22 protein-coding genes are annotated in these 18047 nt (G+C 71.4%); 10 read left to right on the top strand and 12 right to left on the bottom strand.

The window, feature by feature from the left end:
• Window positions 1–7: 7 nt before the first annotated feature.
• Window positions 8–376, bottom strand: a complete 369-nt coding sequence (locus ABTY04_RS13700) for a cupin domain-containing protein (protein ID WP_352213550.1) — start codon at window positions 374–376, stop codon at window positions 8–10.
• Between the two features lie 71 nt (window positions 377–447).
• Entirely contained in the window at window positions 448–1170 is a 723-nt protein-coding gene (locus tag ABTY04_RS13695) for an alpha/beta hydrolase (protein WP_352213549.1), read from the bottom strand.
• A 112-nt stretch (window positions 1171–1282) separates the two neighbouring features.
• Between ABTY04_RS13695 and ABTY04_RS13690 the strand changes: the two genes are divergently transcribed.
• The 3 genes from ABTY04_RS13690 to ABTY04_RS13680 all read left to right on the top strand — a co-directional run bounded on the left by ABTY04_RS13690 (window position 1283) and on the right by ABTY04_RS13680 (window position 3761).
• Complete coding sequence (locus ABTY04_RS13690) at window positions 1283–2431, top strand: adenosine deaminase (protein ID WP_352213548.1); 1149 nt, start codon at window positions 1283–1285, stop codon at window positions 2429–2431.
• A 140-nt stretch (window positions 2432–2571) separates the two neighbouring features.
• Window positions 2572–2853 (top strand): hypothetical protein, encoded by a 282-nt coding sequence (locus ABTY04_RS13685; RefSeq protein ID WP_352213547.1) that lies wholly within the window; start codon window positions 2572–2574, stop codon window positions 2851–2853.
• Window positions 2854–2990: 137 nt separating this feature from the next.
• Complete coding sequence (locus ABTY04_RS13680) at window positions 2991–3761, top strand: hypothetical protein (protein WP_352213546.1); 771 nt, start codon at window positions 2991–2993, stop codon at window positions 3759–3761.
• 6 nt (window positions 3762–3767) lie between these two features.
• Here the strand turns inward: ABTY04_RS13680 and ABTY04_RS13675 are convergent, their stop codons facing one another.
• The 5 genes from ABTY04_RS13675 to ABTY04_RS13655 all read right to left on the bottom strand — a co-directional run bounded on the left by ABTY04_RS13675 (window position 3768) and on the right by ABTY04_RS13655 (window position 7104).
• Complete coding sequence (locus tag ABTY04_RS13675; RefSeq protein WP_352213545.1) at window positions 3768–3968, bottom strand: PspC domain-containing protein; 201 nt, start codon at window positions 3966–3968, stop codon at window positions 3768–3770.
• Between the two features lie 44 nt (window positions 3969–4012).
• On the bottom strand, window positions 4013–4585 hold the full coding sequence (locus ABTY04_RS13670) for a VanZ family protein (RefSeq protein ID WP_352213544.1): 573 nt from the start codon (window positions 4583–4585) through the stop codon (window positions 4013–4015).
• Between the two features lie 101 nt (window positions 4586–4686).
• Complete coding sequence (locus tag ABTY04_RS13665; protein WP_352213543.1) at window positions 4687–5328, bottom strand: PH domain-containing protein; 642 nt, start codon at window positions 5326–5328, stop codon at window positions 4687–4689.
• Between the two features lie 25 nt (window positions 5329–5353).
• The gene (locus ABTY04_RS13660) at window positions 5354–5992 is read right to left on the bottom strand and encodes a class F sortase (RefSeq protein WP_352213542.1); all 639 of its coding nucleotides are present in this window, start codon (window positions 5990–5992) and stop codon (window positions 5354–5356) included.
• 119 nt (window positions 5993–6111) lie between these two features.
• Complete coding sequence (locus ABTY04_RS13655) at window positions 6112–7104, bottom strand: hypothetical protein (RefSeq protein WP_352213541.1); 993 nt, start codon at window positions 7102–7104, stop codon at window positions 6112–6114.
• 296 nt (window positions 7105–7400) lie between these two features.
• Here ABTY04_RS13655 and deoC point away from each other — a divergent pair, with 296 nt between their 5' ends.
• The 3 genes from deoC to ABTY04_RS13640 are packed head-to-tail and all read left to right on the top strand — an operon-like array spanning window position 7401 to window position 10691.
• Entirely contained in the window at window positions 7401–8363 is a 963-nt protein-coding gene (gene deoC, locus ABTY04_RS13650) for a deoxyribose-phosphate aldolase (RefSeq protein WP_352213611.1), read from the top strand.
• Window positions 8364–8368: 5 nt separating this feature from the next.
• A complete protein-coding gene (locus ABTY04_RS13645; RefSeq protein ID WP_352213540.1) occupies window positions 8369–9805 on the top strand; it encodes an aldehyde dehydrogenase family protein in 1437 nt (478 codons plus the stop codon).
• Complete coding sequence (locus ABTY04_RS13640) at window positions 9798–10691, top strand: aldehyde dehydrogenase family protein (RefSeq protein ID WP_352213539.1); 894 nt, start codon at window positions 9798–9800, stop codon at window positions 10689–10691. Before ABTY04_RS13645 ends, ABTY04_RS13640 begins: the two co-directional genes overlap by 8 nt.
• A 91-nt stretch (window positions 10692–10782) precedes the next feature.
• Here ABTY04_RS13640 and ABTY04_RS13635 read toward each other — a convergent pair whose 3' ends face one another.
• A complete protein-coding gene (locus tag ABTY04_RS13635; protein WP_352213538.1) occupies window positions 10783–11133 on the bottom strand; it encodes a hypothetical protein in 351 nt (116 codons plus the stop codon).
• A 54-nt stretch (window positions 11134–11187) separates the two neighbouring features.
• On the opposite strand from ABTY04_RS13635, the gene ABTY04_RS13630 reads away from it, so the two are divergent.
• On the top strand, window positions 11188–11886 hold the full coding sequence (locus ABTY04_RS13630) for a uridine kinase family protein (protein ID WP_502996632.1): 699 nt from the start codon (window positions 11188–11190) through the stop codon (window positions 11884–11886).
• Window positions 11887–12135: 249 nt separating this feature from the next.
• On the opposite strand, the gene ABTY04_RS13625 is transcribed toward ABTY04_RS13630, so the two are convergent.
• On the bottom strand, window positions 12136–12840 hold the full coding sequence (locus tag ABTY04_RS13625) for a SigE family RNA polymerase sigma factor (RefSeq protein WP_352213536.1): 705 nt from the start codon (window positions 12838–12840) through the stop codon (window positions 12136–12138).
• Window positions 12841–13018: 178 nt separating this feature from the next.
• Here ABTY04_RS13625 and afsQ1 point away from each other — a divergent pair, with 178 nt between their 5' ends.
• From afsQ1 to ABTY04_RS13610, 3 genes are read left to right on the top strand one after another with little or no spacing between them, the layout of a single operon-like run.
• Window positions 13019–13696 carry a two-component system response regulator AfsQ1 gene (gene afsQ1 / locus ABTY04_RS13620; protein WP_199813692.1) on the top strand — a complete coding sequence of 226 codons (678 nt, stop codon included), beginning with the start codon at window positions 13019–13021 and terminating at the stop codon, window positions 13694–13696.
• Window positions 13697–13749: 53 nt separating this feature from the next.
• Entirely contained in the window at window positions 13750–15180 is a 1431-nt protein-coding gene (locus ABTY04_RS13615; RefSeq protein WP_352213610.1) for a sensor histidine kinase, read from the top strand.
• Entirely contained in the window at window positions 15164–15793 is a 630-nt protein-coding gene (locus ABTY04_RS13610) for a P-loop NTPase family protein (RefSeq protein ID WP_352213535.1), read from the top strand. Before ABTY04_RS13615 ends, ABTY04_RS13610 begins: the two co-directional genes overlap by 17 nt.
• 504 nt (window positions 15794–16297) lie before the next feature.
• On the opposite strand, the gene ABTY04_RS13605 is transcribed toward ABTY04_RS13610, so the two are convergent.
• The 3 genes from ABTY04_RS13605 to ABTY04_RS13595 all read right to left on the bottom strand — a co-directional run bounded on the left by ABTY04_RS13605 (window position 16298) and on the right by ABTY04_RS13595 (window position 18008).
• Entirely contained in the window at window positions 16298–16546 is a 249-nt protein-coding gene (locus tag ABTY04_RS13605) for a hypothetical protein (protein ID WP_352213534.1), read from the bottom strand.
• Window positions 16539–16703 (bottom strand): hypothetical protein, encoded by a 165-nt coding sequence (locus tag ABTY04_RS13600; protein WP_352213533.1) that lies wholly within the window; start codon window positions 16701–16703, stop codon window positions 16539–16541. The genes ABTY04_RS13605 and ABTY04_RS13600 overlap by 8 nt, the downstream gene beginning before the upstream one ends.
• A 90-nt stretch (window positions 16704–16793) precedes the next feature.
• Window positions 16794–18008, bottom strand: a complete 1215-nt coding sequence (locus ABTY04_RS13595) for a helix-turn-helix domain-containing protein (protein ID WP_352213532.1) — start codon at window positions 18006–18008, stop codon at window positions 16794–16796.
• Between the last annotated feature and the right edge of the window lie 39 nt (window positions 18009–18047).

Raw genomic sequence — 18047 nt, 5'->3', positions numbered from 1 at the left:
GGGGAGGTCAGGAGGCCGGCTTCGCGTACTGGCCGAAGCCGGTCCAGTCGATGGCGACGCACTGCTCGTCGCCGACGACCCAGGCGTCGTGGCCCGGCGCGATCTGCATGAAGTCGCCGGGGCCGTAGTCCACGCTCTCCCCGTCGTCCATGACGACCGTCATCCGGCCGCTGACCAGGTAACCCGTGTGGGCGGACTGGCAGCTTTCCGTGCCCGCCAGCGGCTTGATGTGCTCCGACCATCGCCAGCCCGGCTCGAACACCGCGCGGCCCACGGCTCCGCCGTCCGTCTGGATCAGGTCGAGCCTGCCCTTGCCGTCTTCGAACGAACGGGTCTCGTCCGCCTCGTCGAAACTCCTGCGCACGATTCCGGCCATGCCGTATCGCCTCCCGCAGAGAAGAAGCGCCCCGAGTCCAATTGTCACTTTACGCCCGGGCGCACCGGCCCTCATCCGCGCAGCGAACGCCCGAATCCGGAGGCGAGGGGCATCCGCAGCCCCAGCGGCGGCGGCGCCGCCAGCGCGTCCGTCACCGGGCGCGAGTACCGGCCCGAGAACATCGCCCCGAGCACGAAATCCACGGACAGCGCCACGACTTCCGCCCGGTGCTCCCGCAGCCGGTGCCCGTCCGAGTGCACCTCGAACCGGCACGTCGTCCGGTTCGCCTTCTTCGCCCGCGCCGCCAGCCGAAACGATGCCTCAGGGTCGCTGCGCGCGTCGTTCGTCCCGTGCACGATCAGCACCTGGCGCCCCGACAGCTGTTTCACCGGTTCCGGAGAGTCCGCCGAGACCACCTCTCCTAAGCAAGGAGCGAGCGCCAGCACCGAGTCGACGGCTTCGTGGCCCGCCGCCCGCAGCGCCGCCCGGCCGCCCGCGTCGTACCCGGCGAGGCACACCGGCACGTCCCCGTACCTGCGCACCGCCTCGTCGGCCGCCCACCGGGCGTCGTCCTCCCGGCAGGCCCCCCTGCCGTGCAGCACGGTGTGCACGACCAGCCCGTCCGCCGCGCCCGCCCGGACCAGTGCCCGCACGAGCGGACGCACCGGACCGGGGGACCATCTGGACGCACCGGGAAGCAGGAGGACCACACCACTCACCGTCGATACCGAGCCGTTCGCGCCGGCCGCCCGCCCCAGGCGGGCCCCGCGCGCCGGCGGCGCATGCTGTGCCATGGCGGAACAGTCTCAGACCGGCAGGTGTACGCAACCCGTCCGTACGGTCTCTGTTACGTATCGACCCGGTTGGCAACGCGTTGCTCTACGCGCGTAGGAGTAGAGTGCCCGGATGACGAGCGAGACCCCCAACCTGCCGACCCCGGACCAGATCCGCCGCTCCCCGAAGGTGCTGCTCCACGACCACCTCGACGGTGGCCTGCGCCCCGGGACCATCATCGAGCTGGCTCGCGAGGCCGGCTACGAGAGCCTTCCCGAGACCGACGCCGACAAGCTCGGCATCTGGTTCCGGGAAGCCGCCGACTCCGGCTCCCTGCCGCGCTACCTGGAGACGTTCGCACACACGTGCGCCGTCATGCAGACGAAGGCCGCGCTGTACCGCGTCGCCGCCGAGTGCGCCGAGGACCTGGCCGAGGACGGCGTCGTGTACGCCGAGATCCGCTACGCCCCCGAGCAGCACCTGGAAGCGGGCCTGACCCTCGAAGAGGTCGTCGAGGCAGTGAACGACGGCTTCCGCGAGGGCGAGCGCCGCGCGAAGGCCAACGGCCACCGCATCCGCGTCGGCGCCCTGCTCACCGCGATGCGCCACGCCGCCCGCGCGCTGGAGATCGCCGAGCTGGCCAACCGCTACCGCGACAACGGCGTGGTCGGCTTCGACATCGCCGGCGCCGAGGCCGGGTTCCCTCCCACCCGCCACCTGGACGCCTTCGAGTACCTCAAGCGCGAGAACAACCACTTCACCATCCACGCGGGCGAGGCCTTCGGCCTGCCGTCGATCTGGCAGGCGCTCCAGTGGTGCGGCGCCGACCGCCTGGGTCACGGCGTGAAGATCATCGACGACATCGAGGTCGCCGCCGACGGCTCGGTGACGCTGGGCCGGCTGGCCTCGTACGTGCGGGACAAGCGCATCCCCCTGGAGATGTGCCCCACCTCGAACCTGCAGACCGCGGCGGCCGCCTCGTACGCCGAGCACCCGATCGGGCTGCTGCGGAAGCTGCACTTCAGGCTGACGGTCAACACCGACAACCGCCTGATGAGCGGCACCAGCATGAGCCGCGAGTTCGAGCACCTGGTCGACACCTTCGGCTACACGCTCGACGACATGCAGTGGTTCACCGTCAATGCGATGAAGTCCGCCTTCATTCCTTTCGATGAACGGCTGGCCATGATCAATGAGGTCATCAAGCCCGGCTATGCGGAGCTGAAGTCGGAGTGGCTGTTCCGGCAGACCTCTTCCACCAGCGGTTCTGTCTCGGTCTAGGTCATGGCGTGACGTACGGAAAGCGCCCGGGAGGAGCAATTCCCGGGCGCTTTCTCATATTTACGTATGTTTGCGGCCGGGGGTTTGAAGTGACTAGTTTGCGGAGCCGCTCGATTCCCCGTCGCAAGGACTAATATTTCATGAAGAAGTCAGCTGCCAAGACCCTCGGTGTCGCCGCGCTCGGCGCCGCCTTCGCCGCCGTCGCCGCCGGTACCGCCTCGGCCGCCGTGCCCGCAGTCGGTCTCTCCGACGCCCTGAGCACCGTCACCGGAGCCACGCAGGGGCTCACGAGCCAGCAGAAGGTCACCTCCGAGGGCGGCCAGCAGTCCAGCGACCCGACCGCCCCGCTCAACGACCTCACCAACGCGGTCGGCCCCACCCTCGGCGGCCTGCCCATCGGCGGCGCGCTCGGCGGCGCCTGATCCACGCCGGATCCGTCCGCGGATCCGTACACGAGCGCGCGTGGCACACGCCGGTTCGATCGGGTGTGTGCCGCGTCGTGCCGTGTGCCACGATCACCACCAACTGCCCGCCTATGCAATGGGTATGAGGTTCGGTCATGCGCTTGAAGGCACGAGTCACGGTCGGAGCGGCCACCGCCGCCCTGCTTCCCACCCTCCTCCTCGGAGCCGTGGGATGCAGCAGCAAGGACGCCCCCACGGCCGGCAAGGCGCCCGACCCCAAGGGCTCCGCCCCCGCGGGCTCTCCCGCCGTGTCCCCGAGCGGTGCCCCGAGCGGCTCGGCCGCGCCGAAGGCCGCGGCCGGCAAACTGGCGCGGTCCGCACTGGAACAGGGCGATCTGCCCGGCTACCAGGTCTCCGCGCAGGGCAAGAACCCGAACGCCCCCGCCGGCCAGCCGCAGGCCGACCGCAAGGCCTGCCAGCCCCTGGCCGACGTCATGGGCGACGAGCCGGACCCGGCCGCGCGCGAGACCGTCAACCGCGGCATCGGCTCCCAGAAGCAGATCGGCCTCGCCGTCTCCGCGTCTGTCAGCTCCTACACCGAGAGCGACGCCAAGGCGCTGATCGCACGGCTCCGGGATGCGGTCGCCGCCTGCGGTACGGGCTTCAGCGCCACCGTCGGGAAGCAGAGCGGCAACTACCGCGACGTGCGGGCCGCCGAGTACAGGACGACCGGCGACGAGAGCGTCAGCTGGACCACGACCGCGGCCGCCCAGGGCGTCTCGGCACAGGTCCACATGGTCGTCGTACGCCAGGGCGCCACCGTCGTGCGGCTGATGGCCCTCAACGTGGCCGGTTCCCAGCAGAAGGCCCAGGTGCCGCACGAGGTCGCGGACAAGCAGCTGGAGAAGGTCCGCAGCGCGGGCTGACGGTCCTCACCAGGCGGTGGAGGCGGACTCCTCGTTCGGCAGGAGCACCCACAGCGCCAGGTAGATCAGGAACTGCGGGCCGGGCAGCAGGCACGAGACGACGAATATCGCGCGCATCGTGTTCGCGGAAATTCCGAAGCGGCGCGCCAGTCCGGCGCAGACGCCGCCGATCCAGCGGCCGTCACGGGGGCGGGCAAGGGCGCTCATGGGTTCTCCTCTGTGGCATCCGGCGGGGGTTTTCCCCCGATGCCTCAATACTCCCGCGGCACCACGGACAAAACCTCGGTCCAGGGGCCGAGCCCGACCCTGGGAATTCTCGGGGTGGATCCCTGAGGAGAGCGCCGCGAGCGCCGCAGCCGGGCACGCAGCGCCGGTACGACGGCCACGTGCGCGAGCACCACGCCCAGGCTGTTCAGCAGGACCGAGTCCACGTCGACCACCTGCCCGGGGACGGCACTCTGGAGCATCTCGATGCTGAGCGAGACGAGCACGCCCGCGGCGGTGGTCCGGGCCAGCGAGGACCACGCGGCCAGCGGCGACGGCGCCAGGCTCCCGTTGACGAGCGGCAGCAGCACCCCGAGCGGGGCGAGCAGCGCCAGCCCCTCGCCGATCCGGCGGGCCGCCTCCAGCGGTCCGTACGAGAGGTCCGCCCGGATCCCCTCCAGCGGGGTCAGATTGGCGGCAGCAGTCCAGGGCACGTCCAGGGGCCGCAGGGTGAGCCAGCCGACGAGGAGGAGATGAGCGACCAGCAGCCCCCCGCCCAGGAGCCGGAGCCGGACGTGAATGGCGGTGGCGGCACTGCGGCCGACCTCGTTGCGCTGCACACCTGCGAGGACGCAGCGCCCGGCCGCTGCGGTTCCGGCCGGACGAAGCCGATGCGGGCCGAATGTCCTTGTCGGAGCCGGTGCCAGTGGCGGCGGCGGTGTCAGCCGATGGCGAGCAGCACGATCAGGAACACCGCGCCCGCGACCGCGGGTGCGATGACCTCGTACGACCACCGCACGCGTACGCGGCCCTGGGCGCCGGCCCGTGAGACGCCGCGCTCGGCCAGCTCCCGCAGCTCGTCCACCACCTGGTCCGCATGGGCCCGCTGGGGATCGGCGGCGGCGGCCGCGTCGGCCTGTTCCTGGGAGCTCAGGCCCTTGCCGGTGAGCCCGCCGCGCCGGCTGACCTGCTGCCGGTTCGCCTTCTTGCGCTCGCGCAGCGAGACCGGGACGGACCAGAGCTGGTACTTCGACCCCTCTGCCAGCACCTCCGCCGAGTACCCGGCGCGCACGGCGTCCACGGAGGCCCAGGGCAGCTCGATGACCCGGAAGGGGTTCCGCACGCGCATCCGGTCGTCGTTGGCGAAGACGGCCGGGCGGATGGTGAACGCCACGGTCAGCGGTACGGTCAGCAGGGCGACGGCCGCGGCGAACCACGGGGCGTCCCCCTTGCCCCGCACGAGGGCGTCCCCGCACAGCCACGCGATGAGCGCGAGCAGCAGGACCCCGGTGACGACGGCCATGGGGGAGCGGTAGACCCGGTCGTCGTACACCGGCTCGTCAGTGGGCTGCTGGCTGCTCATGCGCCCGATTCTGCCTCAAGCCGTCTCAGCCCACGAGATCGGCGTACACGATGATGTTGTCGGGGCGGTGGCCGGCGGTGATCTCGCCGCCGCAGGTGATCACCCGCAGCTCGGGGGCCGCGGTGTTCCCGTAGACCTTGGCGGTCGGGAAGTGCTTCTTGTCGACCTGTTCCAGCTCGCGCACCCGGAAGACCGCGGCGCCGCCGTCCGCGCGGGAGACGGTGATCTCGTCACCGGTGTGGATCTTCGAGACGTTGCGCAGGACGGCCGGGCCGCGCGCGGTGTCGAAGTGCCCGATCAGTACGGCCGGGCCGGTCTCGCCCGGAGTGACGCCCTTGGTGTACCAGCCGATCCGGTCCCCGTCCGCCACCGAGGGCACCTCGACGGTGCCGTCGGCCGCCAGGCCCAGCTTCAGCAGCGGGCCCGTGTCCACCCCGGCCGAGGGGATCCGCACCCGTACCGGCTCGGAGGCGGGCAGCGGGGCGGCGGGCGCCGCCGTCGCCGGGGCGGACGAGGCCGCCGTGGGTGCCGGCGCGGCGGCTGCCGTGGCGATGTGCGGCGCAGGCGTGGGCGCGGCCGGCGCGCCGCCGCAGCCGGTCAGGGCGGCGAGGGCGAGCGGACCGAGCAGGGCGGTGGCGAGCAGGGGGCGGACGCGGTGGGCCATGGGGTGCTCCGGGAAACGGGCCCGGCGGGCCGCCACTGGGGCGGCCCGCCGGATGGGGTGTGGGTGGTGCGGTGGCCTGAGGAGGGCCGGGCGTTCTGAGGCGGTCCGGGTGGTGCGGGTCAGCCGCGGTTGCGGGCGGTGCGGTTGCGGGCGGTCCAGGCCGCGCCGAGCCCGGCGAGGATCGCGATCAGGCCGCCGCCCGCCGCCAGGGTGACGGTGTTGTCGGTGTCCTCGGCGGCGATCTCCGCGCCGGCGGCGACCCCGCCCTGGGGGACGACCACGGTCTGCGCGCCCGTCTGCGGCTTCACGTCGGCGGCCGTCGTGGCGGAGGCCGGCTTGGCGGAGGCCGCGGCGGTCGGCTGGGGCTTCGGCGCGGGCTTGTCGGTGGCCTTCTCCTCCGTGACCTTGTAGTTCGGCTTGCAGCCCTTGGGCAGCGCAGGGAAGGAGGTCCGGCCGAGCGGGGTGTCACCGCCCTGGGTCTTCCACTCGAAGCCGGGCGCCGCGCCGCTCGGGTTCACGATGCGGGCGATGATGCCGGCCGACTCGGGCAGCGCCGGGAAGCCGCGGTCCAGGATCCGGAAGGCGGTGTCCTCGCCGGCGGCCCAGATCTCGGCCCGCGGGCCGTCGGGGGACATCGACAGCTTGGCGTTCATGCCGCCGCCGATGATCTGCGTCTTCTCGGCCGAGCAGACCTGGCCGGTCTTGCCCTTGGGCAGCGGGTAGGACTTGGCGACGCCCTTCGTGGTGACGACGAGCACCGGGGAGGCCGTCTGCGCCTTGGTGAGCTCGAAGGACGCCCCGTGGGCCTCGGCGGTGGTCTGCTGGCGGCTGACCAGGGCCACGACATGGACCATGTAGTCGTCGCCAGGCTTCCACTGGTCACCCACGTAGCGGATCCAGGCCTCCGGGCCCTCGGTCTCGTTGCGCAGCACCGCGACCATCCCGTTGCCGACGTAGACCGGCTCGCCCGCGTAGCGGTCGTTGGCCGACACGGCCGCAGTCACCGCCGTTGCGCTCTGCGGGGCGGTCGCGGCGAGCGCGGTCGCGGCGGGAGCCAGCAGCGCCCCGGCGAGGGCGGCGGTGACGATCGAGGTGCGGAGGACGGAACGCATAACGACTCCTGGAAACTGTGTCGCGGATAGGTGGGAGAGTCGCATGCCGCGTTTTCTCTGTCGGGGCTTTCATCCGGTGAGGTCTGGCGGGCTGCTGAAGAGAAATTTACGGATTTTGTTCGACTGGAGTATGGGGTTCCTGTCCTTGCCATGTAACAGGAAAAGCGGAGGTCAGCGGTCCGTGGCCCGGCCCCGATCCACCCCCGGCCGCGCCCGGATGTGGCCGACCCCGCACAGATGTGCACCCGTGGGGGGTGACAGGCCGCTACGCGCGTAGATATGCTCATCTGGTGACCATGCCCACCACCCTCACCGCATTCGCTGACGTGACGACGTCCGACAGCGCGCTGCGCCGCTTCCTGCACGGGCTGCCCGGCGTAGACGCCGTCGGCCTGGAGGCCCGCGCGGCCGCGCTCGGTACCCGTTCGATCAAGACCACGGCCAAGGCGTACGCCATTGACCTGGCCATTTCGATGATCGACCTGACCACGCTTGAGGGTGCGGACACCCCGGGCAAGGTCCGAGCGCTCTCCGCCAAGGCCGTCAACCCCGACCCGACCGACCGTACGACTCCCATGACCGCCGCGGTCTGCGTCTACCCCGACATGGTGGCCACCGCCAAGGCCGCCCTGAACGGCGCCGACGTCAAGGTGGCCTCCGTCGCGACCGCCTTCCCGGCCGGCCGCGCCGCGCTGCCCGTCAAGCTCGCGGACACCCATGACGCCGTCGCCGCCGGCGCCGACGAGATCGACATGGTCATCGACCGTGGCGCCTTCCTCGCGGGCCGCTACCTGGAGACGTACGAGCTGATCAAGGCCGTGAAGGAGGCGTGCGTGCGCCCCGACGGCACCGCCGCCCGCCTCAAGGTCATCTTCGAGACCGGCGAGCTGTCGACGTACGACAACATCCGCCGGGCCTCCTGGATCGGCATGCTCGCGGGCGCCGACTTCATCAAGACCTCCACCGGCAAGGTCGGCGTCAACGCCACCCCCGCCAACACCCTGCTGATGCTCGAAGCCGTCCGCGACTTCAAGGCGCAGACTGGAATCCAGATCGGCGTGAAGCCGGCCGGCGGCATCCGCACCACCAAGGACGCCATCAAGTTCCTGGTCCTGGTCAACGAGACCGCGGGCGAGGACTGGCTGACCAACGAGTGGTTCCGCTTCGGCGCCTCCAGCCTGCTGAACGACCTGCTCATGCAGCGCCAGAAGCTGAGCACCGGGCGTTACTCCGGTCCCGACTACGTGACGGTGGACTGATCACCATGGCATCCCTTTTCGAGTACGCACCGGCCCCCGAGTCGCGTTCCGTCGTCGACATCGCCCCCTCCTACGGGCTCTTCATCGACGGCGAGTTCACCGAAGCCGCCGACGGCAAGGTCTTCAAGACGGTCTCGCCGTCGTCCGAGGAAGTCCTCTCCGAGGTCGCCCAGGCCGGCGCCGCCGACGTCGACCGCGCCGTCAAGGCCGCCCGCAAGGCCTTCGCGACCTGGTCCGCGCTGCCCGGCTCCGAGCGCGCCAAGTACCTCTTCCGCATCGCCCGGATCATCCAGGAGCGCAGCCGCGAGCTGGCCGTCCTGGAGACCCTCGACAACGGCAAGCCGATCAAGGAGACGCGCGACGCGGACCTCCCGCTCGTCGCCGCGCACTTCTTCTACTACGCGGGCTGGGCCGACAAGCTCGACCACGCCGGCTACGGCCCGAACCCGCGCCCGCTCGGCGTGGCCGGCCAGGTCATCCCGTGGAACTTCCCGCTGCTGATGCTCGCGTGGAAGATCGCCCCGGCGCTCGCGACCGGCAACACGGTCGTCCTCAAGCCCGCCGAGACCACCCCGCTCTCCGCGCTGTTCTTCGCGGACATCTGCCGTCAGGCGGGCCTGCCCAAGGGCGTCGTCAACATCCTCACGGGTTACGGCGACGCGGGCGCGGCCCTCGTCGAGCACCCGGACGTCAACAAGGTCGCCTTCACCGGCTCCACCGCGGTCGGCAAGGCCATCGCCCGCCAGGTCGCCGGTACGGACAAGAAGGTCACCCTGGAACTGGGCGGCAAGGGCGCCAACATCGTCTTCGACGACGCCCCCATCGACCAGGCCGTCGAGGGCATCGTCAACGGCATCTTCTTCAACCAGGGCCAGGTCTGCTGCGCGGGCTCGCGCCTGCTGGTCCAGGAGTCGATCCACGACGAGCTGCTGGACTCCCTCAAGCGCCGCCTGAGCACCCTGCGCCTGGGCGACCCGCTCGACAAGAACACCGACATCGGCGCGATCAACTCCGCCGAGCAGCTGGCCCGGATCACCGCGCTCGCGGAGACCGGCGAGGCCGAGGGCGCCGAGCGCTGGTCCCCGGCGTGCGAGCTGCCCTCCTCCGGCTACTGGTTCGCCCCGACGCTCTTCACGAACGTCACCCAGGCGCACACCGTCGCCCGCGACGAGATCTTCGGCCCGGTGCTGTCGGTGCTGACCTTCCGCACGCCCGACGAGGCCGTCGCCAAGGCCAACAACAGCCAGTACGGCCTGTCCGCCGGCATCTGGACGGAGAAGGGCTCGCGCATCCTCGCGGTCGCGAACAAGCTCCGTGCGGGCGTCGTCTGGGCCAACACGTTCAACAAGTTCGACCCGACCTCGCCCTTCGGCGGCTACAAGGAGTCGGGCTTCGGCCGCGAGGGCGGCCGCCACGGCCTGGAGGGCTACCTCGATGTCTGAGTCGACCCGTCTGAACGTCTTCAAGACCTACAAGCTGTACGTCGGGGGCAAGTTCCCCCGCTCCGAGAGCGGCCGGGTGTACGAAGTGACGGACTCCAAGGGCAAGTGGCTGGCCAACGCCCCCCTGTCCTCCCGCAAGGACGCGCGGGACGCGGTCGTCGCGGCCCGCAAGGCCTTCGGCGGCTGGTCGGGCGCGACCGCCTACAACCGCGGGCAGATCCTCTACCGCATCGCCGAGATGCTGGAGGGCCGTCGCGAGCAGTTCGTCCGCGAAGTCGGCGAAGCCGAGGGCCTGTCCAAGTCGAAGGCCGCCGCGGTCGTCGACGCGGCCATCGACCGCTGGGTCTGGTACGCGGGCTGGACCGACAAGATCGGCCAGATCGTGGGCGGGGCCAACCCGGTCGCGGGCCCGTTCTTCAACCTCTCCACCCCGGAGCCGACCGGTGTCGTCACGGTCGTCGCCCCCCAGGACTCGTCCTTCCTGGGCCTGGTCTCGGTGATCGCCCCGGTGATCGCGACGGGCAACACCGCCGTCGTCATCGCGAGCGAGAACGCGCCGCTCCCGGCCCTCTCCCTGGGCGAGGTGCTGGCCACCTCCGACCTGCCGGGCGGCGTGGTCAACATCCTCTCCGGCAAGGCCGCCGAGATGGGCCCGCACCTGGCGTCCCACCAGGACGTCAACGCGATCGACCTGGCGGGTGCCGATGCGGCGCTGGCCAAGGAACTGGAGATCGCGGCGGCCGACAACCTCAAGCGCGTCCTGCGTCCACAGCCTGTGGACGACTGGAGCGCCGACCCGGGCACGTCGCGCATGACGGCGTTCCTGGAGACGAAGACGGTCTGGCACCCGACGGGTTCCCTGGGCGCGTCCGGCTCCTCGTACTAGGGGGCCCAGCCCCGCAGGCGGAAGCCGACACGAACCGGCCCCGGCAGCGCGTCCCGCGCGCTGCCGGGGCCGGCGTGCGTCGTGCCCTCGCCTACTTCGTGCCCGGCAGCAGCGGCCCCAGCATCGAGGACGTGGCGGCGGCCGGCAGTTCGCCGACCGAGGGGCCCTGCGTCAGCGTCCCGGTGACCATGCCGGTGCCCACGGCCGGGAAATCGGCGACCTTGGTGGCCACGCCGTTGTCGAGCGGGTCCACGCCGGTGTGGGCCAGCGGATTCACCTTGAGGTCCGCGAGGGGGCCGGTGACCCCGGCGAGGGCCGCCGGGACCGAGAGCTCACCGGCCTGGGCGCCGCCGGCGGCCATGGCCAGGGCCGCGCCGGCCATGGAGAGCGTGAGGCCTGCGGAGCGCAGCGCTGAGCTGCCGGGGGCTGCGTGACGTGCCATGGGAATCCCGCCTGAGGTCGTAGTCGCGTGCGCACGCAGCGTAGTTGAGGTGTGATCCTGGATACCAACCTGCCGCCGGAGGCATCCCCTGCGCGGGGGAATGGTTCACACTTGTGTTCCGTGAGCTCCTCCTCTCCTTCGCCTACGCGTGTCGTCCTGTTGACCGGGCCTTCGGGTTCCGGCAAGTCCTCGCTGGCCGCCCGGTCCGGGTTGCCGGTGCTGCGCCTGGACGACTTCTACAAGGAGGGCGACGACCCGACCCTCCCGCTGGTCGAGGGCAGCTCCGACATCGACTGGGACTCCCCGCTGTCGTGGGACGCCGAAGCGGCCGTCGCGGCCGTCGTGGAACTCTGCGCGTCGGGCCGTACGGCGGTGCCGGTGTACTCCATCGCCACGTCCTCCCGTACCGGTACGGAGACGCTGGACATCTCGCGCACCCCGCTCTTCATCGCGGAGGGGATCTTCGCGGCCGACATCGTGGCCCGCTGCCAGGAGCTGGGGCTGCTGGCCGATGCCATCTGCCTGCGCGGCCGGCCGTCGACGACGTTCCGGCGGCGGCTGGCGCGGGACCTGCGCGAGGGCCGCAAGTCGCTGCCGTTCCTGCTGCGCAGGGGCTGGCGGCTGATGCGGGCGGAGCGGGGCATCGTGGCCCGGCACACCGCCCTCGGCGCCCACGCCTGCGGCCGGGACGAGGCCCTCGGCCGGCTGGCCGCCTGCGCGGCGGGCCGCCACCGCACCGCCGCCCCGGCGTAGCGAACCCGGCCCGCCGGCGTTTGAGGCGCGGGTTCGGGCCGGAGCCCCAGTGGCCCGGCCGGAGCCCCCAGACCGGCCTGCGTCAGCGCCCCGCTGCGGGCTGCGACCCGTTCAGCCCGTATACCCGTATATACGAGAAGGCGGGACCACGCGGACCCCCGGCCGCCTGATCCCGCCCTCTCCCCCCGCGGACCCCCGCCCCACCCCCGTAGGACGGGCCCCCTGGCCCATGGTCTGTGGTGTGCCGCGTTACGCGACGAGCTCCTCGAAGGACTCCGCCTCGTCGCGGCCGAAGCTCAGCACCTCGTCGTCCCGCAGCCGGCGCAGCGACCGCCAGATGCTCGACTTCACGGTGCCGACGCTGATCCCCAGGATCTCCGCGATCTCCGGGTCCGTACGGCCCTCGTAGTAGCGCAGCACCAGCATCGTGCGCTGCGGCTCCGGGATGCGGGCCAGCGCCTGCCACAGCACCGCGCGCAGCTCCGTACCCCGCATCGCGTCCGTGTCGGAGGCCGTCTCCGGCAGCTCCTCCGTCGGGTACTCGTTGAGCTTGCGCCGACGCCACGCGCTGATGTGCAGGTTCGTCATCGTCCGCCGCAGGTACCCGCCGACGGCCGCCTTGTCGCTGATCCGGTCCCAGGCGCGGTACGTGGAGAACAGCGCGCTCTGGAGCAGGTCCTCGGCCTCGTAGCGGTCACCGGTCAGGTGGAAGGCCGTCGCGTAGAGGGCGGCCCGCCGCTCCTGCACGTACGCCGTGAACTCGGCCTCCGAGGTGGCGGAGAGCTCGGGCGTGCGCTGCACCGGGACGGAAGGCCCGTACGTGTTCGCGTCGATGGCCACCGTGTGCGCCGGCCGCGGACGGGCGACCGTCACCGAACGGGCACCTGCCCGGCGGTTCACATCGTGCAGCCGCGTGACAACCGCGCTGGTGCTGGTGCTGTGCAGCGTGTTCATCTCGCGCCCCCCGTCGTGGAGTCTGCTTCGGATCCTGCTCGGTTTCGTTGACAGAAGACTGCCCGGCCGACTTAACCGGGGTGTCCGCCGACTGTCACAGGCCTGTCACAGCGGCCCCCGTGCGATCCCTTCGACCCGACGGTCGAACTCCCGACGGTCGATGGGACAGAATGAGCCCGTGCCTTTCCTGTTGCTGATCGAGGACGACGACGCCATCCGCACGGCCCTCGAACTCTCCCTGTCTCGCCAGGGCCACCGTGTGGCCACTGCGGCGACGGGCGAGGACGGCCTGAAACTGCTGCGCGAGCAGCGGCCGGACCTGATCGTGCTGGACGTCATGCTGCCCGGGATCGACGGCTTCGAGGTGTGCCGGCGGATCCGCCGCACCGACCAGCTGCCGATCATCCTGCTCACCGCCCGCAGCGACGACATCGATGTCGTCGTGGGCCTGGAGTCGGGTGCCGACGACTATGTCGTCAAGCCCGTCCAGGGCCGGGTGCTCGACGCCCGGATCCGGGCCGTCCTGCGCCGCGGGGAGCGGGAGGCCAGCGACTCGGCGATGTTCGGGTCCCTGGTCATCGACCGGGCCGCGATGACGGTGACGAAGAACGGCGAGGACCTCCAGCTGACGCCGACCGAGCTGAGGCTGCTGCTGGAGCTCAGCCGCCGGCCCGGGCAGGCGCTCTCCCGCCAGCAGCTGCTGCGGCTGGTCTGGGAGCACGACTACCTCGGCGACTCCCGGCTCGTGGACGCCTGTGTGCAACGGCTGCGCGCCAAGGTCGAGGAAGTACCGTCCTCGCCCACCCTCATCCGGACCGTCCGTGGTGTCGGCTACCGCCTGGACTCGCCGCAGTGATCAAAGCTCTGTTCGCGGGCCGGCGCTGGACCAGCCTGCGGCTGCGGCTCCTGATGGTGTTCTCCCTGGTCGCGCTGGTGGCCGCGGTGTCCGCGTCCGGGATCGCGTACTGGCTCAACCGCGAGGCGGTGCTCACCCGTACCCAGGACGCGGCCCTCGGCGACTTCCGCCAGGAGATGCAGCTCCGGGCAGCGGCGCTGCCCGCCGACCCGACGCCCGAGGAGATGCAGCGCACCGCCGAGCTGATGGCGGGCAGCAGCCCCGGCTACAGCGTGCTGCTGGTCGACGAACGCAAGGACGGCCGCAAGGTGTTCGGTGCGTCCGGCCCCGACGCCTTCGGGCTGGACAAAGTACCGGGCTCGCTGCAGCGTGCGGTGAACGACCGGCAGAAGGCGACGGCCGCGAACGACGCCGAGTACCACATGTACTGGCAGCGCACGAAGCCGAACGGCAATCCGTACCTGGTCGGCGGGACGCGGATCGTGGGCGGCGGGCCGACCGGCTACATGTACAAGTCCCTGGCGCAGGAGCGGGACGACCTGAACGCGCTGGGCTGGTCGCTGACCATCGCCACGGGCCTCGCCCTGCTCGGGTCCGCGCTGCTGGCGCAGGCCGCGGCACGGACCGTCCTCAAGCCCGTACAGCGGCTGGGAGACGCGGCGCGGCGCCTGGGCGAGGGCGAGCTGGACCACCGGCTCGACGTGTCGGGCACCGACGAACTCGCCGATCTGTCGCACACGTTCAACAAGACGGCGGAGGCGCTGGAGAAGAAGGTCGCCGACATGAGCGCCCGGGAGGAGGCCAGCCGGCGCTTCGTCGCGGACATGTCGCACGAGCTGCGCACTCCGCTGACTGCGCTGACGGCGGTCGCCGAGGTGCTGGAGGAGGAGGTCGAGGACCTCGATCCGATGATCGCACCGGCGGTCGGGCTGGTGGTCAGCGAGACGCGCCGGCTGAACATCCTGGTGGAGAACCTGATGGAGGTCACCCGCTTCGACGCGGGGACGGCGCGGCTGGTGCTGGACGACGTGGACGTCGCCGACCAGGTGACGGCGTGCATCGACGCGCGGGCATGGCTCGACGCGGTCGAACTGGACGCCGAGCGGGGCATCGTGGCGCGCCTCGACCCCCGCCGGCTCGACGTCATCCTCGCCAACCTGATCGGCAACGCGCTCAAGCACGGCGGCTCGCCGGTGCGGGTGTCGGTGGTCGTCGAGGGCGAGTGGCTGGTGATCGCCGTCCAGGACAACGGGCCGGGCATCCCGGAAGAGGTGCTGCCGCACGTCTTCGACCGGTTCTACAAGGCGAGCGCCTCGCGGCCGAAGTCGGACGGGAGCGGGCTGGGCCTGTCGATCGCCGTGGAGAACGCGCACATCCACGGTGGTGAGATCACCGCCGCCAACGGGCCGAAGGGCGGTGCGCTGTTCACGCTGCGGCTGCCGGTGGATGTGGGGAAGGTGATCGCCGGTGACGGGGACGCGTAGGGCCGCCCGGGCGGCGGCGGTGCTGTGGGCCCTGTCGTGCCTGGTGTCCGGGTGCGGGATCAGGGCGACGACGGTGCCGGTGGACGTCGGCGCGGCCCCGTCGCGGGTGTCGTGCGACAACCCGGGGCCGCAGACCGGGGTGCAGGGCTTCCGGGCCACGGTGGAGCTGGTGTGCGGATCGCAGTTGGTCGGCGTGGAGCGGGTGGTGCCGGTACCGGAGAAGAAACCGGTGGGCGACCCCGTGGTGCTGGTCGCCGAGGCGCTGCTGGAGGCGCTGGAGCGGGAGCCGTCGGCGGAGGAGCGGGACGCGGGCTTCACGAGCGTGGTCCCGGTGGGGCTGACGGTCGTGCCGACGCGGACCGGCGACCCGGCGGGCACGATACGCATCAGCCGCAAGCCGGAGGACCTGCAGCCGGTGGCGCTGTCGCAGGTGGTGTGCACGCTGTCGGGCAGCGAAGCCGTGTCGGCGGGGCCGGGGCCGGTGGTCCTGGGCGGGCCGGACGCGGATCCGCCGAGGGCGTGGGAGTGCACGGAGTCGGTCCGCAGCCGCCCGGAATCCGTCCCCACCCTCGGTGAGCTGGTCCGCCCCTCGGCCTCGCCGTCCCACTCCTGACGCGTCCCTCGCACGGCTCGGCCCTGGCGGGCCTTTCCGGCTTCGGGGCGCTGCGGTGGACTCCGTCCCCCGGCCCGCCGGCTCCGCCCGGCTCTTCCTGACGCGGGGTCCGGGGCGGGGCGACGGCCCCCCTCGCCGTCCGGGGCCTGAGCGTCCGGGCCCGTGGCGCGCGCCCGCTTTCCCCCTCGGCCCCGGCCCGGCCCGCCCCGGCGCCTGCCCACCCGCCCCCGTCCGCGGGTGGGGAGCCGGGTCCTGGCTGGTCGGCATCGGGAAGCCTCAGAAGGACGGTCAGGGGGCGGGCAGCAGCAGTGGCTGTATCAGGGAAGCGGCGGGCCCTCTGTGGCCAGGTGCGCCGACGACCAAGCCCTTCCCTCTGATCCAGGGCCGGGGCGGCTTACCTGCACGAACCGGCGACCAGAGTGCCCAGCGACGTGCCCGCGCGCGTCAGATCGCCACGTGCTTCGCACGGTTCGGCGTCCGGCGGTCGTCCGGGGCTGATCGTGGTCAGTTCGGTGGACACCGCCGGTTCAAGCCGGCCTCCAAGGCGTCGATGTAGTCGGCGGACACGATGTTGCCTACTGCGGTGGTGAATTCGAGACCGGACGGGCCGCGGATGTAGGCCATCCGCCTCCACTGCTCGGCTCCGTTGCCGGAGACGTTCTCGTTCACCACGGCCATCAGCTCGCCTTCGGTACCGGACGCGATGTCGCGGACATGGCGGTGCAGGAGGCGGTGGGGGACGGGCTCACTCATCGGACGCCCCCTCGAAGGAGTCGAGGAACCGCTCCCAGCCGACCCGCGCGCGGTCGAGAAGCTGCTGAGTGGGGTGGCTGAGGGCCTTCGCCCTAGCCTGGGAGGTGTCGGGAACGAGCGGACGTGTCGATGCCGTCTCTTGTCGCGTTGTAGCCATGCCGCATCCTTCGCGTTGTCTGCCGGACGGTGCGATGCTCTCGTCGGCCGACGAGGGACTACAGGGACGCAACGTCCCACTTTTGCGCTCTTAGTCAGTGATGCCCAGGAACTCCGCCAACTGCCGGACACCTGGGGTGTGGTGCGGTCCCGCCCATAGGTCCGACACGATGGCCACAGCCAAGGTGTGATGGCGCAGCCACGCCGGGGCCACCTTCCGCAGTCTTTCGAGCGCGTTCACGGCCCCAGCGGCATCTCCCATGTCCGTGTGGGCGCGGGCTAGATCCAAGAGCAGCCACGTACGCCACGAGGGAGGGGTGTCCTTGCTGAGCCTTATCCCTCTGGCCAGCGTCACGGCTTCCTCCGGCCGCTCGTGCTGAACGGCGAGGCGCACTCGTTCAATGCGTACGGACGACCGGCTGAAGACCGAGACCAGCTTGCCGTCAGGCGGCGGAGGCAATGTGGCCAGACGGCCTGCCGCCTTCTCTGCGGTGACCATCATGTCGTTGGCGGTTGCGTAGTCGTCGCTCCGCGCGTACGAGGTCGCTGCGGACATCAGCAGCCCGCCCCATACGCGGACACCCTCTGACGTACCGCTGTGTTCCCGCTCCACAGCGTCCGCGGCATGGACAGCCAGGTTCCGTGCGTCGTCCAGGCGGGCTTGGCGCTGATAGGCCCACGCCACGGAGTTCGACAGCATCGGGCCCAGCAACGGGTCCGACGAGTCCCCGGCGGCAGCGTAGGCGCGCTCCAGAGCCGAGAGCGCGAGGTCGGTCTTTCCCAGACGGATAGCCAGGTGCCCACCCAGTTGCAGAGCCTTGCCGAGTGCGGCTTGACCGGCCGCCCGCTGGTCTGCGTTGCCGACGGCGGCCAGGAGGCGGGCGTCGGCGATGATGCCAGGCAGTAAGTTCATGAGACGGCCGAAGTCCGCCGAGTGGTAGAGGGTCCATCCGGCTGCCAGTTCGGCCCGCAGAAGGGGGAGCGACAGGCGCTCGACACCTGCGGGTTCTGCCGGAGGAGCGAACAGCGGCGGCATGATCGCGCGCCGGACGGCCACGAGCGCCGGGGAATCCGCCTCACCGTTCGACGGCACCCCGGGCGGATCGCCCAGCAGGCTCGTCAGTTCGACGCCCAGCCCCTTCGACAAGGCGTGCAGCGTGGGCAGTCGCGCGCTGTGCTTCCGCTTCTGTTCCAGTTTGCGTACGACGTCCACGGATACGCCAGACCGCTCTGCCAACCCCTCCTGCGTGAGATTGGCGAAACGACGAAGACGGCTCAGCCGGTCACCCAAGTGCTCAGAAGCCATACCGCAAAGCTACGCCGTAGCTCTGTTCCTCGCGTCTCC

The organism is Streptomyces sp. NPDC097981, assembly GCF_040302565.1.
Taxonomy (GTDB): Bacteria; Actinomycetota; Actinomycetes; order Streptomycetales; family Streptomycetaceae; genus Streptomyces.
Note: the sequence above shows the minus strand (reverse complement) of the source record. Positions and strands in the feature narration are given on the sequence as shown.

What these genes read in the sequence shown, in the direction of transcription:
- deoC (WP_352213611.1), top strand. Translation starts at nt 7,401, where the DNA reads ATGCCCACCACCCTCACCGCATTCGCTGACGTGACGACGTCCGACAGC.
- ABTY04_RS13660 (WP_352213542.1), bottom strand. Translation starts at nt 5,992, where the DNA reads ATGGCCCACCGCGTCCGCCCCCTGCTCGCCACCGCCCTGCTCGGTCCG.
- ABTY04_RS13615 (WP_352213610.1), top strand. Translation starts at nt 13,750, where the DNA reads ATGGTGTTCTCCCTGGTCGCGCTGGTGGCCGCGGTGTCCGCGTCCGGG.
- ABTY04_RS13595 (WP_352213532.1), bottom strand. Translation starts at nt 18,008, where the DNA reads ATGGCTTCTGAGCACTTGGGTGACCGGCTGAGCCGTCTTCGTCGTTTC.
- ABTY04_RS13645 (WP_352213540.1), top strand. Translation starts at nt 8,369, where the DNA reads ATGGCATCCCTTTTCGAGTACGCACCGGCCCCCGAGTCGCGTTCCGTC.
- ABTY04_RS13675 (WP_352213545.1), bottom strand. Translation starts at nt 3,968, where the DNA reads ATGAGCGCCCTTGCCCGCCCCCGTGACGGCCGCTGGATCGGCGGCGTC.
- ABTY04_RS13635 (WP_352213538.1), bottom strand. Translation starts at nt 11,133, where the DNA reads ATGGCACGTCACGCAGCCCCCGGCAGCTCAGCGCTGCGCTCCGCAGGC.
- ABTY04_RS13600 (WP_352213533.1), bottom strand. Translation starts at nt 16,703, where the DNA reads ATGGCTACAACGCGACAAGAGACGGCATCGACACGTCCGCTCGTTCCC.
- ABTY04_RS13685 (WP_352213547.1), top strand. Translation starts at nt 2,572, where the DNA reads ATGAAGAAGTCAGCTGCCAAGACCCTCGGTGTCGCCGCGCTCGGCGCC.
- ABTY04_RS13655 (WP_352213541.1), bottom strand. Translation starts at nt 7,104, where the DNA reads ATGCGTTCCGTCCTCCGCACCTCGATCGTCACCGCCGCCCTCGCCGGG.
- ABTY04_RS13700 (WP_352213550.1), bottom strand. Translation starts at nt 376, where the DNA reads ATGGCCGGAATCGTGCGCAGGAGTTTCGACGAGGCGGACGAGACCCGT.
- ABTY04_RS13625 (WP_352213536.1), bottom strand. Translation starts at nt 12,840, where the DNA reads ATGAACACGCTGCACAGCACCAGCACCAGCGCGGTTGTCACGCGGCTG.
- ABTY04_RS13605 (WP_352213534.1), bottom strand. Translation starts at nt 16,546, where the DNA reads ATGAGTGAGCCCGTCCCCCACCGCCTCCTGCACCGCCATGTCCGCGAC.
- ABTY04_RS13690 (WP_352213548.1), top strand. Translation starts at nt 1,283, where the DNA reads ATGACGAGCGAGACCCCCAACCTGCCGACCCCGGACCAGATCCGCCGC.
- ABTY04_RS13695 (WP_352213549.1), bottom strand. Translation starts at nt 1,170, where the DNA reads ATGGCACAGCATGCGCCGCCGGCGCGCGGGGCCCGCCTGGGGCGGGCG.
- ABTY04_RS13640 (WP_352213539.1), top strand. Translation starts at nt 9,798, where the DNA reads ATGTCTGAGTCGACCCGTCTGAACGTCTTCAAGACCTACAAGCTGTAC.
- ABTY04_RS13665 (WP_352213543.1), bottom strand. Translation starts at nt 5,328, where the DNA reads ATGAGCAGCCAGCAGCCCACTGACGAGCCGGTGTACGACGACCGGGTC.
- ABTY04_RS13680 (WP_352213546.1), top strand. Translation starts at nt 2,991, where the DNA reads ATGCGCTTGAAGGCACGAGTCACGGTCGGAGCGGCCACCGCCGCCCTG.